Annotated in this window: 12 protein-coding genes; 3 read left to right on the top strand and 9 right to left on the bottom strand. The window is 46.0% G+C overall.

Going from position 1 to position 16,633, the window contains the following annotated elements:
- Window positions 1-47: 47 nt before the first annotated feature.
- Window positions 48-1,325 (bottom strand): MFS transporter, encoded by a 1,278-nt coding sequence (locus tag ACT3ID_RS07885; protein ID WP_491541457.1) that lies wholly within the window; start codon window positions 1,323-1,325, stop codon window positions 48-50.
- 168 nt (window positions 1,326-1,493) lie between these two features.
- On the bottom strand, window positions 1,494-2,087 hold the full coding sequence (locus ACT3ID_RS07880; RefSeq protein WP_491541456.1) for a DUF4168 domain-containing protein: 594 nt from the start codon (window positions 2,085-2,087) through the stop codon (window positions 1,494-1,496).
- Window positions 2,088-2,322: 235 nt separating this feature from the next.
- Between ACT3ID_RS07880 and ACT3ID_RS07875 the strand changes: the two genes are divergently transcribed.
- Window positions 2,323-2,970, top strand: a complete 648-nt coding sequence (locus ACT3ID_RS07875; protein ID WP_491541455.1) for an SDR family oxidoreductase — start codon at window positions 2,323-2,325, stop codon at window positions 2,968-2,970.
- Window positions 2,971-3,084: 114 nt separating this feature from the next.
- Here the strand turns inward: ACT3ID_RS07875 and ACT3ID_RS07870 are convergent, their stop codons facing one another.
- The 5 genes from ACT3ID_RS07870 to ACT3ID_RS07850 form a co-directional block, all read right to left on the bottom strand.
- Window positions 3,085-5,538, bottom strand: coding sequence for a protein kinase domain-containing protein (locus ACT3ID_RS07870; RefSeq protein ID WP_491541454.1), 2,454 nt, complete (start codon window positions 5,536-5,538; stop codon window positions 3,085-3,087).
- 301 nt (window positions 5,539-5,839) lie between these two features.
- Window positions 5,840-8,254 carry a TonB-dependent receptor gene (locus ACT3ID_RS07865; RefSeq protein ID WP_491541453.1) on the bottom strand — a complete coding sequence of 805 codons (2,415 nt, stop codon included), beginning with the start codon at window positions 8,252-8,254 and terminating at the stop codon, window positions 5,840-5,842.
- A 23-nt stretch (window positions 8,255-8,277) separates the two neighbouring features.
- On the bottom strand, window positions 8,278-10,539 hold the full coding sequence (locus ACT3ID_RS07860; protein WP_491541452.1) for a TonB-dependent receptor: 2,262 nt from the start codon (window positions 10,537-10,539) through the stop codon (window positions 8,278-8,280).
- Between the two features lie 57 nt (window positions 10,540-10,596).
- On the bottom strand, window positions 10,597-11,097 hold the full coding sequence (locus ACT3ID_RS07855) for a hypothetical protein (RefSeq protein ID WP_491541451.1): 501 nt from the start codon (window positions 11,095-11,097) through the stop codon (window positions 10,597-10,599).
- Window positions 11,098-11,189: 92 nt separating this feature from the next.
- Window positions 11,190-11,513: a hypothetical protein gene (locus ACT3ID_RS07850; RefSeq protein ID WP_491541450.1), complete on the bottom strand. Its 324-nt coding sequence runs from the start codon at window positions 11,511-11,513 to the stop codon at window positions 11,190-11,192.
- A 147-nt stretch (window positions 11,514-11,660) separates the two neighbouring features.
- On the opposite strand from ACT3ID_RS07850, the gene ACT3ID_RS07845 reads away from it, so the two are divergent.
- Window positions 11,661-13,142 carry a dihydrolipoyl dehydrogenase family protein gene (locus tag ACT3ID_RS07845; RefSeq protein WP_491541449.1) on the top strand — a complete coding sequence of 494 codons (1,482 nt, stop codon included), beginning with the start codon at window positions 11,661-11,663 and terminating at the stop codon, window positions 13,140-13,142.
- A 486-nt stretch (window positions 13,143-13,628) separates the two neighbouring features.
- A complete protein-coding gene (locus tag ACT3ID_RS07840) occupies window positions 13,629-15,137 on the top strand; it encodes an N-acyl-D-amino-acid deacylase family protein (protein WP_491541448.1) in 1,509 nt (502 codons plus the stop codon).
- A gap of 94 nt (window positions 15,138-15,231) precedes the next feature.
- On the opposite strand, the gene ACT3ID_RS07835 is transcribed toward ACT3ID_RS07840, so the two are convergent.
- Together ACT3ID_RS07835 and sucD are read right to left on the bottom strand one after the other, a co-directional pair.
- Window positions 15,232-15,417: a hypothetical protein gene (locus ACT3ID_RS07835; protein WP_491541447.1), complete on the bottom strand. Its 186-nt coding sequence runs from the start codon at window positions 15,415-15,417 to the stop codon at window positions 15,232-15,234.
- 73 nt (window positions 15,418-15,490) lie between these two features.
- A complete protein-coding gene (gene sucD, locus ACT3ID_RS07830) occupies window positions 15,491-16,366 on the bottom strand; it encodes a succinate--CoA ligase subunit alpha (RefSeq protein ID WP_491541446.1) in 876 nt (291 codons plus the stop codon).
- Between the last annotated feature and the right edge of the window lie 267 nt (window positions 16,367-16,633).

Raw genomic sequence — 16,633 nt, 5'->3', positions numbered from 1 at the left:
TGCGAAGATCCGGGACCTATCTGTTAGATCTGTGTTCTGTTCTTCCGCTAGTCACGTATCATCAGCACGGTAACCCCGACAAAACAGATAGCGGTTACTGCCGATGCCAAGAACGTACCGCTAAGTCCGGTGATACCGTAAATCAATCCCAGCAGAAAAGGACCAAGCGCCTGTCCGCTCCGCAAGACCGTCCAGTTCACAGAGAGAAATGCAGCACGATATTCACTGGGCGCCTGATGAGTAAGCAGGTTCAATACACTGGGAATATTGATACCTTGCGCAAATCCAAATACCACAATAGGAAGTGTAAAGAGCCAGATATTATCTATGAGCGGCAAACTACTGAAAACAAAGAGATAGAGCACGGCAGCCGTAAGGATCAGATTTGATTCTTTAAAGCGTCGGGTGAGATTGCCCAATTGAGAAGAGGCAATGGCTGTAACCAGTGATGAGCCGGATAACATTATCCCAATAATAAAGGAAGACTTGCCAAATTGTTCATCCAGCAGAATCGGAAAAAAGGTAAGATATCCACCATACAGCATAACAAAAGTGAGGAAATTGGCGGCAAATAAACCGATTACTTTTTTTGATTTAAGCGAGTTGTATACCGCACCAAAATATGTTTTCAACTCCTTGTTATTGTCAGGTTCGGGATTATCCAGGCTGATGAGCACGAATATCCCCACTGGTATCGCCAGCAGGGGCAGATAAAAGGGATAAAACCATCCAAGTAGTGCCAGTCCGCCCCCGATAGCGGGATAGGAAGCAGTACCCACGCTGAGGATGCTGCCGTTATATCCCATAGCTGTAGCTCGGCGATTGCCTTCGTATAAATCACCTATTAACGTGACATTGAGAGCTCCCAGCGAAGCTCCGCCGATTCCCTGCAGAAAGCGAAGGATTAACAACCATGTAAAATCAGTGGCGAAAGCACATGCTGTGCCGGCAATTCCAAAGATAAACAGGGAAGGCACCAAAATAACTTTTCTGCCCAGGCGGTCGGCAATAACGCCTAAAAAAGGTGTTAAAAACATACCTGGTACTGTAAAAACGGTAATCAGCAGACCAATTCGTTCATTAGAGACACCCAACACATTACTCATTTTAGGTAAGGCCGGAGCAATGCTGGCAACACCCATCACAGCGGAAAGGGTTATCCCAAAGATGACGTAGAGGTTTAAATCTTTAAGTACAGAGGGTTGTGCGTTGGTGGAGATTATCTGGTGTTGTTTATCTATTTCTGATGATAAGCTATATAAGCCGAATGAAGAGGAAAAACGTTCCGAATTCAGTGACTCGCTATTTGTTATTGGTAACGCCATCGGGCGGCTGGGTTTGCCGTCCGGTGGCTGAAACAACAACAGCGGTCATTTGTCCTAAAATTGTTGTGAGGGAGTTGCACTCCCGAACCGTAATTGGCTTTACCCGTGTTCCATTAAATAAAAAAAGCCCGCTGCAAAATGCAGCAGGCTTTTATTGATAATGTACAATTATTGATTGCCTTGAGGCGGTTGTTGCTGCATTCCACCTGGTCCACCTTGCTGACCCATTTTTTCCTGAAGCTTTGCCTGGATTTGCTTTTGCAGTTCAGGATCTTGCTGGGCTGCTCTGCTTATCTCTTCAAAGCGATCCATTTTCATACCGGCATTTTCAACAGCATTAGTTATCTCCTGCTCTATCTCACTCTGAACTTCTTTGAGTGATTCAGTAGCACTTTGATATTTCTGCATATCACTCTCGCTAATACTATCGGGTGCCTGTCCTCCTTGCTGTGTGGATTGTGCAATTGTCTGGTAAGTCTGGATATCTAGTCCCTCATCTTCAATGATACCCACCATCTTTTGCTGGGCTTGCATTTGAATTTGCTGGGCTTCCATAGCAGCATCAGCAAAGGTAGCTGCTTCTTCATCAGAAACATCAACGTCAGGTGCTTGCTGATCCATTTGTCCCAATTGACCTGGCTGTTGCTGTTGGGGCTGTTGCTGAGATTGCTGTTCTGGCGATTGTTCAGACGTATCGTTTCCACACGCCATCAGAGCGACAGCCAGTACTAGAGTTGATAGATATTTTACGAAGTTATTCATGTTAAGATTTTAGAAATTCGTATTTCAATTGTAGGTACCACAGTCTGCGAACGACTGCTAATAAAAATTATTTCTTTATAAAATGTAAACGAAAAACCTTTCTTAAAGGGAGGTAAGTATAAGTAAATGAATCGGAGGATTAAACTTTGAGCAAGATTAGATTATTTAGTGAAATGGATAATTCAGCTGCTTTGTTACTGATATACAGCAAATTTAAATCATTCAATGATTGATTATGGATATCACAGTAGTTGGGGCTCATGGAGACGTTGCAATGTTGCTACACCCGATATTGAAAGAAAACAGTCATTTCGTACGTGGAATCATCAGAAAAGAGAAACAGTCGGATGATCTGCGCGAAGTCGGAGTTGAGCCGGTTGTGTGTGATATTGAAAAGAACAACGATATCTCGGATGCGGTTGGCAATGTAGACGCTGTTGTATTTGCTGCCGGAGCGGGTCCCGGCAGTGGCGCCGAGCGCAAATGGACAGTTGATCGCGATGGGGCGATAAAGTTAATAGAGGCAGCTCAAAAAAACGGCATCAGTCGTTATGTGCTAATAAGTGCAATGGGATTGGATAAACCCAGAGGTAATGAAGTCTTTCGCGCCTATCAGCTGGCAAAAGCAGAAGCCGATGAAGCTTTGCGCAACAGTGGACTCGATTACACAATTATCAAGCCGGGTGGGCTTACTGACGATCCTGGTACGGGAAAAGTATCGCTGGGACCAGATCTTCCAAAGGGAGAGATACCACGAGCAGATGTTGCCGCCGTTTTAGCCGAGATATTAGAAACACCAGAAGCAGCCGGACATCAATTCGATCTGACATCTGGAGATTTACCGATTTCCAAAGCTGTACAACAGGCAGTGAAGCCACAGTGATGTATAGCGGTTTAAAAAGCTGAGAGTTGCTAAAAGAGATTTTAAATATTCTTCGAGGCCAAAGCTCTCGGGGGTGGGTGCCGAAATTAGAAGGCCCAGGGTTCCTGAGAGGATTTATTCCCAAAAATCAGCCAGAAATTTTGCCCACCGGTTTTGATTGCTTTCATATACCCGCTCCAGATCGGATAATATTTCATTGAAATCTTCATTATCCCGTAGTGAATCCCAGGCAGGATTTTCTGTAATCCAGGGATAATTTTCATAACCCAGATAAATAGCCTTGCGCAGCCAGTGGAGCGCTTCAATGTTGTTGCCTGCCACGGCAAAATAGGTGGCCAGGCGGAATGCCATCTCACAATCTGTTGATGCAATAGTTAGCAGTTTATCACTAATCAACGGATCTGCTTTTTCGGGTTCACCGTTGCGGACATAGCACATTGCCAGCGTAGGATAGGTGACACGACGTTTGGGATCCTCTTCGATAACAGATTCTAGAATAGGAATTGCTTTTTCATAGGCTCCCTCTGTGAAAAACAGATACCCTTTGGTTGTTCTCAGCAGGGAGTGATTCGGTTCCAGCGTAAGCCCCTTGTCGACTTCAAGCCAGGCCAAATCAAGCTGTCCCAAATAGTGATTGAGCCGCGCCCGGCGATTATAAATCTGCGTTGCCGCAGCGGGATTTTTTTGCAGTGCCTTACCCAATAGTCGCAGAGCCTGACGATGTAAGCCATCCAGCTGGACGATTATACCGGCACCAAGAAGTACCTGTGTATTGCGCCCGTTATTTTTTAACAGGTATTGAATGTCACGACGCGCACGTTCTTTTTCGCCCCGCCACAGAAAAGTATATGCCCGTTGCAATTTAGCTTCCACATTATCGGGATCAATCTCCAGTGCTTTTTCAAGATGACGTTGCGCTTTCATAAAATGTGTTGGACCACCGTAACCGTTCGTCACGTAATTTAGATGAGTTCGACCCAATCCCGCATGAGCCGCGGCGAAATCGGGTGCTTTTTCCAATACTTCCTCGAACTTTTCCCGTCCCTCTTTCAGGTCTTTGGGATTATTGGATCCCCATAGAAAACGCGAAAGCAGGGCCTGTGCCTCGAGATACTGTTCGGAAAGGTCGATTGGCAGATTTTCAAACGCCGTTTTTTTGCGGTGTTCCTCGAGCCTTCCCAGGCTGAAGAGTGTATCAAAAATTTCCTCCGTAATTTCACTCTGAACCTTTAACAGATCAAATGATGGCACCGAAATTGTATTTCCCGCCTGAATAGCTTTGGTAGCTACTTCAACGAGCTGCCAATTAAGGGTAAACCCATCATCATCACTGAAGAAAGAGCCCGTAAGCACATATTCCGTTTCCAGTTTTCTGCCCGCCTCGATATCATCAATCGACTGATCTGAAAGGGATAAAAAAGTACCGGGTGGACGAATGACGACCGACGCATTTTGAGAGAGCCGAGTGGCAATGGCATCCGCCATAGCTAGTCCGAAGTAGCGCGTTTTGCCATTTTCTTCAGCTTGCTTAAATGGCAAAACAGCAATCGAATTCTCAGGCACATCCTGATCATCCTTTTGCAGGAAAAATTCTGTGAGCATAGAAAAGACGCCCGTTCGGCTTTTATCCTGCTTTTTGGCCTTCTGTTTTTGGGATGGAGAGGGAGAAGGCAACAGGGCCGATTGTTCACCCGGAATCATCCCTTTCTCGAAATCCATACTTTGCATCAAAGTTTTTAAAGCTCCGTGGAGCTCGGTAACCGACTCAAAACGGTTACTGGGCTGCTTTTCCAGCGCTTTCATAATTAAATCGCTGAAAGGTTCCGGTACTTCAGGGTTTTTTTCTTTGGGAGGCATCGGGTTCACTGATCGGATAGCCCGTACTAATTCAGTTTGATCAGCATGTTTTGCAAATAAAAATGGATGGCGTCCTGTTACAATCTTATAGAGGATAACACCGAGCGCAAAAATATCGGATTGCTTGCTGCTGCGCAGCGTAATAAACTGCTCCGGTGCCATATAAGCGGTGGTCCCCAAATGAGAAGATGCTTCTTGTTGTCCGTCTGGTTTTTCTTCATTAGTGATGGAATCCATTTCTGAAGCCTCTCGTCGTTTGGCCAGACCGAAATCCAGGATTTTTACTAATCCACCGTCGGTTACCATAATATTGGCCGGCTTCAGGTCGCGGTGCAGAATACCCAGTCTATGTGCTTCAGCCAGTCCGTCAGCAATCTGAATACTGATCGAAAGAGCAAACTGCAGGTTAAGAGCGCCATCTTCCAGCAGCTCTGCCAGTGTGCGTCCCGGTACATACTGCATCACGATAAAAGGACGCTCCTCATATTCGCCGACCTCATAAATAGCACTGATATTCGGATGCTGTATCGCCGAGGCTATACGCGCCTCCTCAAGGATCTGTTCACGTATTTCTTTCTCCTTGGCTCGTTTGGGATGGGCAATTTTAACAACCACCGGACGCTTTAGCCGGGTATCGGTGGCATAATATACAGTACCGTATTCACCTGCTCCCAGCTCGTATTCAATGTCATAGTGATTTATAGACTCCATCACTGTAATTGGATTTTTGTTAATGGGCCAAAACTACGGACTACCAGTACGAAGTGCTAACTTTTAGTGTCTATAATTTTGCAGATAAATACTAGAAGAGAGTAACAATGTTTCATTGTTTCAGTGCGGTTCAACAAGTTATCATGAATTAATAAAGTTTACCCTTTGAAAGAAGATCATTAACAGAGGGGAGCAGAAGTGTGGACTGCTTGTTAAGCATCTTTTAGGAATTGCATTTTTCCCGCATCCAGCATCACACCTTAGAAGAAGCACCTTTCTCTTTTATCCGGCCTTTCCATTTTTACAGCACTGTAAAAGGAATTTTTATGCGAAGCGTCACACTCCTGCCCGGGCCCAGCGCATATCCTTTATAAGTATCCAGGAAATCACGATATGCTTCATCGAGTAAATTGTCGGCGGATATTTGCAGAGAAATAGGTCGATCCCAGAGCGGCAATTCGGCACCGACAGCGCCATTCAGCAGGGTATATGCATCCGTCGATGCAACACCAAAATCACTGAACTGTGGAGCATTGCCAAACTGCCAGAAAGGTTCGTAACGTCCGGCGGCTTCTTTAGATGAAGCGTGTTCAACGGTTAGTGTTAAAAATGTATTATCAAAAACACCGAGCTCCGGACGAATAAATTTTACAGATCCACTGAACTTGGTCGGTGGAAGCAGTGGCAACTCGTCAACTTCTGAGATATCTTCATCCACATTTTCACCGTTTACAGTTTCGAAGGTGCCCGAGAGTTGTAGCCAGGGCTGTAGCTGAGCCGTTATATCAGCATTGGCACCAATCAGTCGAGCATCACCTTGTACGGATTCAAGAATGGGCGGACCGTCATTGTCAGGACCAGCAAATTCACCGGTATTAACCAGAAACATATAATTATTGATAGCATTGCGATAAACAGTGGCTTTGGCCTTTACATCCCTGGAACGCCAGCGGATCGAAAGATCGGTGTTGAGGGAGCGCTCGGAATCAAGGTAGGGGTTACCAACCTGGTACGCTGCGATTCCACCGTGTATGCCATCCACATGCAGGTTGAAAAGGCTTGGAGCACGAAATCCGCGCCCGATATTGGTTGCCAGTGCCAGTTTCTCTGTAAACTGATAAGTGGCGCCCAGGGATCCGCTGAATTCAATGTACGATTGTGTTAAAACAACGTCAGTTTCGCCGGCCGAATAGTCGGGAAGGTTTAAACCGGGGTTGGATTCGGCTTCTTGGTTACGGATATCAAGGCGGGTGCCAAAAGACAACGTTAAGTTATTGATTTCTGCTTGTTCAAAGACAAACGCTGCCGCATTACTTATGGTCGCCGATGGTACCAGCGGTTCTACGCCACGGGTCTCCTGATCCTGAAATTTATATTCAACACCAACCGTACCTGAGAATGGCCCAACTGCGGGATGTTCCAGCTCGGTCTTGGTGGTATAACTGTCGAGCAGGACATCAAGATGGGCATAGCCGTCGTCTGGCAGTTCACTGCGTGGTTCGGCGTTATCACCGCCGGGACTCGATTGACGCAAGTTTTGCGCATAGGTAAACTGGGGATTAATTGAAAAGCCCTTTCCGAGATCCAGATCACCTTCTAACTGCAGGGAATTGTTTTCCAGGTTCTGACCAAGACCGCGCCCGTTGGGTAGCAAAAAGTTGTGATTATTTTGCCAGCGGGTATACTCTGCTGTGAGCTGACCAATTCCGGTGCGGTACCCGATACCGAGGCTTCCATTTAGCTGATCGTAGTCGGTATGATCGAGTTCGCCGGCAAATTTTGGAGCTGAGGTATCGTCACTTTCCCGAAAGGTAGGCACATCGGGTGCAGTCATATTGCCAGCCGAGCGACGAATAATAGTCCCCGTAATACCCCAGGGTCCGCTGGCACCGTTGAGATGTAATCCCCCCGCAAGTTCATTATTGTTTGAGGCAAATTCTCCGAGTGTTTGTCCCTGTAAAAAAGGATCCGAATCAATAGCATCGGGCAGTGAGTTTGACAGTACGTTAACTGCTCCACCCAGGGCGTCTGAGCCGTACTGTACACTGGCGGCACCACGAACTACCTCAATGCGCTCCGAAGTAAAGGGATCTACATTAGGGCCGTGACGTACGCCATATTGCTGATAGTCCATGGCTACACCATCATCAAGCACACGAACACGACTGCCGCTGAGCCCGCGGATGACGGGTTTCCCGACCTGGCTGCCGGTAGAAATCGAAGAAATACCCGCCAGCTCATCAAGTGATTCTCCGAGTGATGTTTGCTGTTGAGTGAATTTCGTATCTCCGGTGAGGACATCCACATCAGCAGGGGTAGTCAGGGGATCAGACTCGTAAGGTGTGCCGGTAACAGTGACTGTTTCGGTTTGTAAGATCTGTTGGTTTAATGTGACATTCAAGATTGCTGTTTCACCATCCTGAATCGATATCTCACGAGTTTCGGACTGATATCCCACAAAAGAAAAAGTAAGTGTGTAGGTATTCCCCCCGAGCTCTTCAATCCGGTAAGATCCGTCGGCAGTTGTGGAAGTTCCTTTGCCTAATTCCGGCAAGGCAACATTAACACCGGGTAAGGGCTGACCTTTTGCATCGGTAACTTTGCCCTCTACGGCAGCTGTTTCAGTGGATTGTTCCTGCGCCGGGGAAGAGCTGACAATCCCCAAAATGAAAATGATTGATAGTAGTGAAATTACGCTTTGGAATCTGAAAGACATAAATGTCAATATATTAACAGTAGTTAAAAATAGATTCGATAGAGCAGTGAAATATTTCTTCCGGGTTCAGGATAAATTTCTTTGATACGCGATAAGTGATCGCGATAGGTGGTGTTAAAAATATTATTGGCATTGAGCGAGAGTGTGTGTAGCATTTTCCAATGTTCAAACCGATATTGGGCAAAGAGATTAAGAATAGCATATCCGTCAGTAGGTTGTTCAAATTCACCCGTCCGATTCTGCTCGGCCGCCAGCTTACTCCCAGCCCCTACCTTAAGTGTGTTTCTGGTATAGCTAAGCTCAATATTCCCTTTCAGCGGCGGTATTGTCGGCAGCGGTCTATAGTTTTTATTGAAATCTTCTTGCTCGGTCTCAAAAAGTTTCCGCCTGCCGTGGGTATATCCAATGGATGTGGCCAGAGCCCAGTTATTAAATAATTTTGCCTCAGAGCTGAATTCAATTCCCATTAGTTCAGCTTCGGTACCGGTAAACTGGTAAATAGGATATCCGCCTAACGATTCCGGTCGATTTTCTCCGGTATTAGCAGCATAGTTATAATTAGAAAATCCGTTATGAAAAAACGTCAGCTCGGTCCGAATATTTGGTTTTCGATATCTAAAATAGATCTCTTTACCCAGTCCACGTTCGGGATCGAGATCGGGATTGCCTACTTCAAAAGAATAGGATGCCAGGTGTGGGCCCTGTGAGAACAGTTCCTCCTGCGATGGTGCACGGAAAGAATGAATAACACTGGCACCGGTAAAAAATCCACCGCCAAAATTATAGACGGCATTGGCCGAAGTGGCCAGAGCAGTAAAGCTGCGGTCACGGATTTCGCGACCCTGTATCGATTGGTTTTCAACGTCGGGATTGGCAGTTGTATGGTCAAACCGTGCCCCGAATTCCAGGTGCAGGGGACCAATATCTTTTTCTTCAATAATAAAAGCGGAATAGCTGTAGGAATCAGAATCGGGAGTCCGGGTGCCGTTAACGGCGTAATTCTTACGCTCGGCCCAGAGTCCAACTTTTCCTACGTCAAAAAAAGCAAATTCCTCATGATTGGCTTTGAGAGATGCATTGCTTGTCAACACGCCAAATTCGGTTCCCACTATACCGCTGGATTCAATCTCTTGGTGAAAGTAACTTTTATGGGACACGTCCGCTTCAAATTTGCTAAAAAATGGATGATCCAGGAATATTTCAGATGTCCCTTCAACCTGGAGTTTTTGCATTTCTATATTCACACCATTTGGATGTCCACCCAGCGAATCCGGCGGAATGCCATAATTATTGAGATAAAAACTAGAAGCAATACCTGCATGTCCCCAGGGACGAATATAACCGATTCCAACGGCGTCATTTGTTGACAAGACCCCTGAGTTTTCAAGAGGGCCGTTTGGCGTTTGAGTATCCAGAGCAGATCGCAAGTTACCATCCATTTTCAGAGCAAAGTCTTTGCCTAACGGAACCCCGAAGTCAATCCCCGCTGCCGTACCGCTGTTAACTGATTCGCCTTGCAAGCTGGCCGTGCCGTGGAAATGATCGGGCTGACTGGAAGGAACCTGGTTGCGGACCACATTGATAACACCGCCGATAGCATTTGATCCATACTCCAAAGCCGACGGACCGCGGGCAATTTCGATCTCTTCTGCTGACATCGGGTCCACCGAAACCGCATGATCTGCCGATTGTGAGGATACATCGCCCGTACGTTCGCCATCCTGCAAAATCATCAGCCGCTCACCGCCTAGTCCACGCATTACCGGACGACCGGGGGCCGTACCCATTGACCGAGTGCTCAAGCCTGGGATATCTTCCAACGTATTGGCCAGTGTGGTACTCAAGTTCTGCCGCAGTGCTTCTCCCGAAACAGACTGTACGGCATTTTCAAGGTGATTACTGCTGCCGCGTTCTCTTTGACCGATAACTTCTATTCCTTCATTACTCAACACCGTGGATTGCATGGTTAGCGTGATTTGCAGAGTATCATCGGCTGGAACTTCTATCGGCTGTGTTTGTGTCTGGTAACCGATGCGCTGCATTTTGAGTGTATAAGTTCCGGCTGGAATATCTTTGAATGTAAAAGTGCCGTCGTTGTGGGATGTTTGTCCGCGATTAATCTCTTCAATAAAAAGATATACATAATTGACAGGTTCACCCGTTTCGGCATCCACTACAATACCTTCTACCGTCCCGGTTTGAGTATCAGAAGCAGTGGTGTTTAGGGGCAGGAATAATCCCCATAAAAGGGCAAGGAAAAGTAAATTATGTATGTTATAGCCCATAATTTGTACACTTATAAACTTACCGGAGACAAGAATGCCTCCGGTATTGAGTGCAAATTAGTGAGAGTGCTCCCCTACATGGATCTGGAGAGCATTATTTGAATCGAGATCCGGCGTATCAAAGTCGGAATGGGTTCCATGCATCAGCATAAATTTGATAGCAGTTTCGCCGGCCGTTTTACCAACAATATGAAAGCTCCAGCGTCCATCTTCGTCATGTTGTTCTACTTCAGCGATTTGAGAATCAGCAATTTCCCAGGCCAGTGAGTAATCTTCATCAAGATCTTCTCCGTGAATCTCGTCACCGGCCTCATCCAGGAATTCGGCGGTTATTAAAGAAGTTTCGTGCTCTTCTTCGACATCAAAATGACCTGTAGTTTCCCCATCCTGATAGGTGACAATAGTTTCACCGTTCATGACAAATTGAATAGCATGTGGTTCAGAATGTTCATCATGATCATCGTCGTCGCTAGCAGGATTGCTGCATCCCGCCAAAAAGATTGCCGCTGCAAAAGTTAATGCTAACAATCGTGTTGAAAAAGTAGTAAAAATATTCATAGCTCTTGGTTTTTGAATCTGAAAAATTATGGTATGGTACAGTTACTGCTTGAATATCAAGCAGCAATGAATAATTGTAGTATGCAGAATTGTTAACCAAGAACGGGAGGAGAGCGGCCTCTAATAGTAAAAGAGAAATAATCCGTAATGACTATTCGAGATATTTCTGTCTTTATTTCTTTTTGCTGCGGGATTATTTCGGCAGTTATATCAGCGGGAATAATCGGATCAAAAAGATAAGCACCTATTGGACATACAGTGGTATCTTCAGTAAAACAATGTCCCGTATCGGCCATTTCCGGGGGATGATCCCAGCTGATATGGTGATGAGAGTGGAGGATAGAAAGGGTCAGCGTTACACCGATGAACGATGCAACAAACACTCCCAACAAGATATGTAACTTTGAGCGATTCATTATAAGGTCAAAATAAACGCAGAGTTATAAGGGTGCAAGGCTTATTTCGTAAAAAGTTTTATCCCTGCTCATTTGTTCCTAACATATACAACGGATAAAAGGTCATAATTGGTATGGCATGAATATTACAAAAGGAGATATCATCTGATGAGTAACTATGATTTTGATGCAATTGTTATTGGCGGGGGCGCTGCGGGGCTCACAGCCTCAGGCATAGCTGCAAATTTTGGTGCTAAAACCATGATGATAGAACAAGATAAGCTGGGCGGTGACTGTACATGGACGGGTTGTGTGCCTAGCAAAGTATTGCTTAAAGCAGGCAAAGTAGCACAACAAATAAAAGAAGCAGGAAAATACGGACTCATTGATCAGGAGCCGGAAATAAATTTTCAAAAAGTTATTGCACATGTACATAACAAGAGGCAAGAGGTTTATGAGGACGCTGATCGACCTGAAATCTATGAGGATATGGGAATTGAAGTAGTTCAAGGATCGGCAAAATTTGTAGACGATCATCATATCAAAATAACTACGCCTGATGGTTCAATTCGTCATACTTCATCGCGCTATTTCTTTATATGTGCCGGTGCCAGTCCCTCTGTCCCACCTATTACTGGGATTGATGATGTGCCATATTTGACCAGCGAGTTGCTATTTGAAATCGAAGATCTTCCCAATGAGTTGACAATCATCGGAGCTGGTCCCATTGGTACAGAGATGGCACAGGCTTTCAGCCGTTTGGGAGCCAAAGTTATCGTTATCGATATGGCCGATCGTATTTTGGGAAAAGATGACCTTGAGCTGGCGGAAATGCTTCAAAAAAAGCTGCAAAAAGAAGGAGTGGAGTATTTTTTGGAGGCGAATGTTACGAGCTTAGAGAAAAAGCCGGAGGGGATCACAGTAAACATCGAAGGCAGGGGACAGGAGACGCAAATACCTGGGGATCAGCTGTTGGTTGCCACAGGCCGACGTGCTAATGTAGATGGATTGGGTTTAGATGCGGCGGGAGTAAAATTTTCATCAAAAGGCATTGAAATAAACCAGAAATGCGGGACCAGTCAGTCACATATTTACGCCTGCGGTGATATAACCGGGAGGTATCAGCTGACACATATGAGTGAGCATATGTCTAAAGTAGCCGTGACCAACGCATTGCTTAAATATCCGATGAAGATAGATGCTGCTCACATGCCGTGGGTAACGTATACCGATCCCGAGCTGGCACATCTGGGGGCGACTGAACAGCAGTTACAGGATGAGGGCAGGAGTTATGAGACTTATCGTTTTCCGTATGAAAAGATTGATCGGGCGGTTACGGAATCGGAGTCCGAGGGGTTGATCAAAATTTATGCCCGAAAATGGGACGGCAAAATGTACGGTGTTAGCATTTTGGGTGCTCGTGCCGGAGAGCTGATATCAGAATACGCTGTAGCAATGAAGAATGGCGTAACTTTGCGAAATATTGCGGATACTATTCATCCCTATCCGAGTTACGGTCTCGGGGCGCGGAGGGCCGCCGACCAGTGGTATATTAAAAGTCAGTCGGAGTGGCAGGTGAAGCTGATCAAGAAGTTATTTGGCTACCGCGGAGAAGTACCTGATTTCAGTGATCCCAATCGAATTGTGTAGAAGGAGGTCGTGGATATCTTACCACTAAGGCACAAAGAATACTAAGGTGATTAGTTTGGGGAGATGCACATCCGGTATAAAAGCATTTTTAGTTCTGAGGGAGCTCTGTTCCCAAAGAATGATTATACAGCCACAGATCTGCATAGATTTGAGCTTATTTTGACCCTCTTTCGATTTTTCCCTACTTAAATAAAACTGCAAGTTTTTTGTGGTGTAGGCAGTACTACACACAGCTTGTGTAGCTTTGCTCTTCGACGTTTAGCGGTGAGAAGTTGACAGCAGACCTTGTGATTTTGTTAGAAGGTTAAAATTAAAAAGAATAAAAAACCATAGCGCGAGCTCCGCTCGTGCTTCCATTCTTTACTTTTTGATGAAGAAGAAACAAGAGTGGATATGCTTTCAAATTAGCCAACCCTGTTGTTACTTTGAGAAACTTTGTGTAGCCTTTGTGTGACGTTGTGTTACAATTAACACCCAAATGTTGTCATGACTTACAGGATTTTTTATCTACTCATTTGTCTGATATCAGTAAATGCGGCAAGTGCCCAAACAAGTTGGGATTGGCACATCTCTGACGGTACAGTTGTAGACGGTACCGGATCGGAAGCCTATGAAGCAGATATTCTGATTAAGGAAGATTCTATTGGTTTTATCGGAGCGGTAGATCCTGATACCGTAAGTGTAATTAATAAAGTGGATGCAAGCGGTAAAGTTGTTACACCTGGCTTTGTGGATGTCCACGCGCATGGTAATCCGCTGGAGACGCCTGAATTCCGCAATTTTCTGGGAATGGGCGTCACTACTATTGTCCTGGGTCAGGATGGATCATCACCAGCTGTGGGAGAGCTCGAGAGCTGGTTTGCCAAAGTCGAAGAAGAGCAGCCGGCTGTGAATATAGCTATCTTGTCGGGTCATGGAAGCATCCGCCGAAAAGTAGATGTCGGCAAACAAAATCCTACACAACAAGAGCTACAGCGGATGGAGCGGTTGTTGAGAAAGGATTTGGAGGCCGGTGCTTTCGGGATGAGTACGGGGCTTGAGTACGTGCCGGGCATGTATGCCGGAGAAGGGGAGTTGGAAAGGCTCGCAAAAACAGTGGGGGAAGAAGACGCCGTGATAATGAGCCACATGCGCAGTGAGGATGACTCGGAGATAGAGGTTTCGCTGGATGAGCTGGCTATGCAGGGGGAGTTTGTGAGAGTTCATGCATCTCACCTGAAAGTTGTGTACGGAGAGGGAGCTGACCGGGCAGAAGAAATCCTTAATTACATGGATAAATTTCGTAATGAAGGAATAGAAATGACTGCCGACACTTATCCCTATTCAGCCAGTTATACTGGCATCGGCATCGTGTTTCCTGATTGGGCCAAGACCGAAAACGAATGGCAAAATGCCGTCCGTGAGCGTCCCGATGTACTCCGTAATTTTTTAAAGGATAAAGTAGAGCAGCGAAATGGGCCCGATGCAATCTTGTTTGGATCGGGTGATTATGCCGGGCAAACGTTGCAGGAAGCTGCCGTCCAGGAAGGGAAGTCACCGATTGACCTGTTGATGGAGATGGGTCCAGGAGCGGCATCCGCGGCTCATTTTGTGATGGATCAGGAGCTGCAGGATCGCATTGTACTAGGGGAAAAGGTGATGATAAGCTCCGATGGAAGCCCGACAATGCATCACCCGCGCGGGTATGGAAGCTTTGCCAAGATTATTCGGAACTATGTCAATGAAGAAGAGATGTTATCACTGGAGGAGGCTATTCATAAGATGAGCGGTCTGCCGGCTGAAACACTCGGACTGTCTGGCCGGGGAACCATTCAGGAGGGAAAGAAAGCCGATCTGCTGATTTTTGATCCGCAGAAGATTAAGGACCGGGCAACGTTTGAAAATCCCCATGAGTTGGCCGAAGGTTTTGACTGGGTAATGACGAATGGAGAGGTGGTGCGGGAAAATAAGCAGTTTAAAAACAATCGTTCAGGGAGTGTTCTCAAAAGAAGATAAGATATTAAGAAGCAGTGGCGGTGAGATGACAGCTATTCCACAGAGCTACACAATGGAGCATAAGTTACACAGAGGATAAGCCTTTGTGGTCTTATCAGATTTGAGCCAGTACCTGTTTGAGGATGGGCCATCCGACAAAGATGAAGAGCAGAAAGATAATTCCGCTAAGCAGGAATAAATATTTGGGTTTAACCCAGCTGGTTTTTTCGTTTTTGGTATACTTCTCGATTAGTCCGCAGATAAACGTACCGAGAGCAATTCCGAAAATGATATAAGCCATAGCTGATCCCCAAATAAAAATAAAGAAAACTCGTCCGACCACTGAATGTGGTCGGACGAGTAAAACGTTAAATCTAAGCAGTCTCCAGAAGTTCTTTGAGCGTAGTACCAATTTCAGCGGGACTGTCAACGACGGTTACGCCAACATCGCGAAGTGCTTTTTTCTTAGTGTCAGCGCCGCCTTCACCGCCGGAGATAATAGCGCCGGCATGTCCCATGCGTCGGCCCGGAGGTGCCGTGCTGCCTGCAATGAATGCTACGACAGGTTTATCCACATTTTTTTCAATATAAGCTGCAGCTTCCTCTTCGGCTGTTCCGCCGATCTCTCCAATCAGCACGATGGCTTCAGTGTCGTCATCTTCCTGGAAAAGCCTGACAGCGTCGGTATGAGTAGTGCCAATTACAGGGTCACCACCGATGCCGATAGCCGTGCTTTGTCCAAGTCCTGCTTTGGTAAGCTGATCAACGGCTTCGTAGGTAAGAGTTCCCGAGCGGGAGATAAGTCCCACTTTGCCGGGCGTAAAAATGTTGCCGGGCATAATGCCAATTTTGGCTTCATCAGGGGTGATCACACCCGGACAGTTTGGACCGATGAGCGTAGCTCCGTGGCTGTTGACGATCTGCTTAGCCGTAATCATATCCTTGACAGGAATACCTTCGGTAATACAGATAATAACTTCAATTCCTGCAAAAGCAGCTTCGGAAATAGCGTCGCCGGCAAATGCGGGAGGAACAAAAATAACGGATGTATTGGCATCCTCTTTTTCAACAGCATCGGCTACTGTGTTATAGACCGGGAGATCGTGATGTGTTTGTCCCCCTTTACCAGGCGTAACACCGGCCACCACATTGGTGCCGTATTCAATCATCTGCTCGGCGTGAAAGCTGCCTTCGCTGCCTGTAATTCCCTGTACAACTAGTCGAGTATCGTTACCTACGAGTACGCTCATTGAACTTTATTTTGTTAGATTGATCGTTTTTTGAGTCGCACGAAATATACCGACAAGATGATGATTTGGCAAAAGTCGTATCGCTGATTTATCTGATGAATCAGCTTACTTTGATTTGGTGATATTCATGTTAAGATTGCGGATCTATTTGTCTCGTTCCGATGCTTTACGTCGGAATGGTAAGACGCTTTGCGACTGGTTAACTTCTTAAAACTAGCTGGAAAAAATACATGATCAGTTCTCATATTTGGAGATCTGTGGCCAACA

Source organism: Fodinibius sp. GM108, assembly GCF_058386985.1.
Note: the sequence above shows the minus strand (reverse complement) of the source record. Positions and strands in the feature narration are given on the sequence as shown.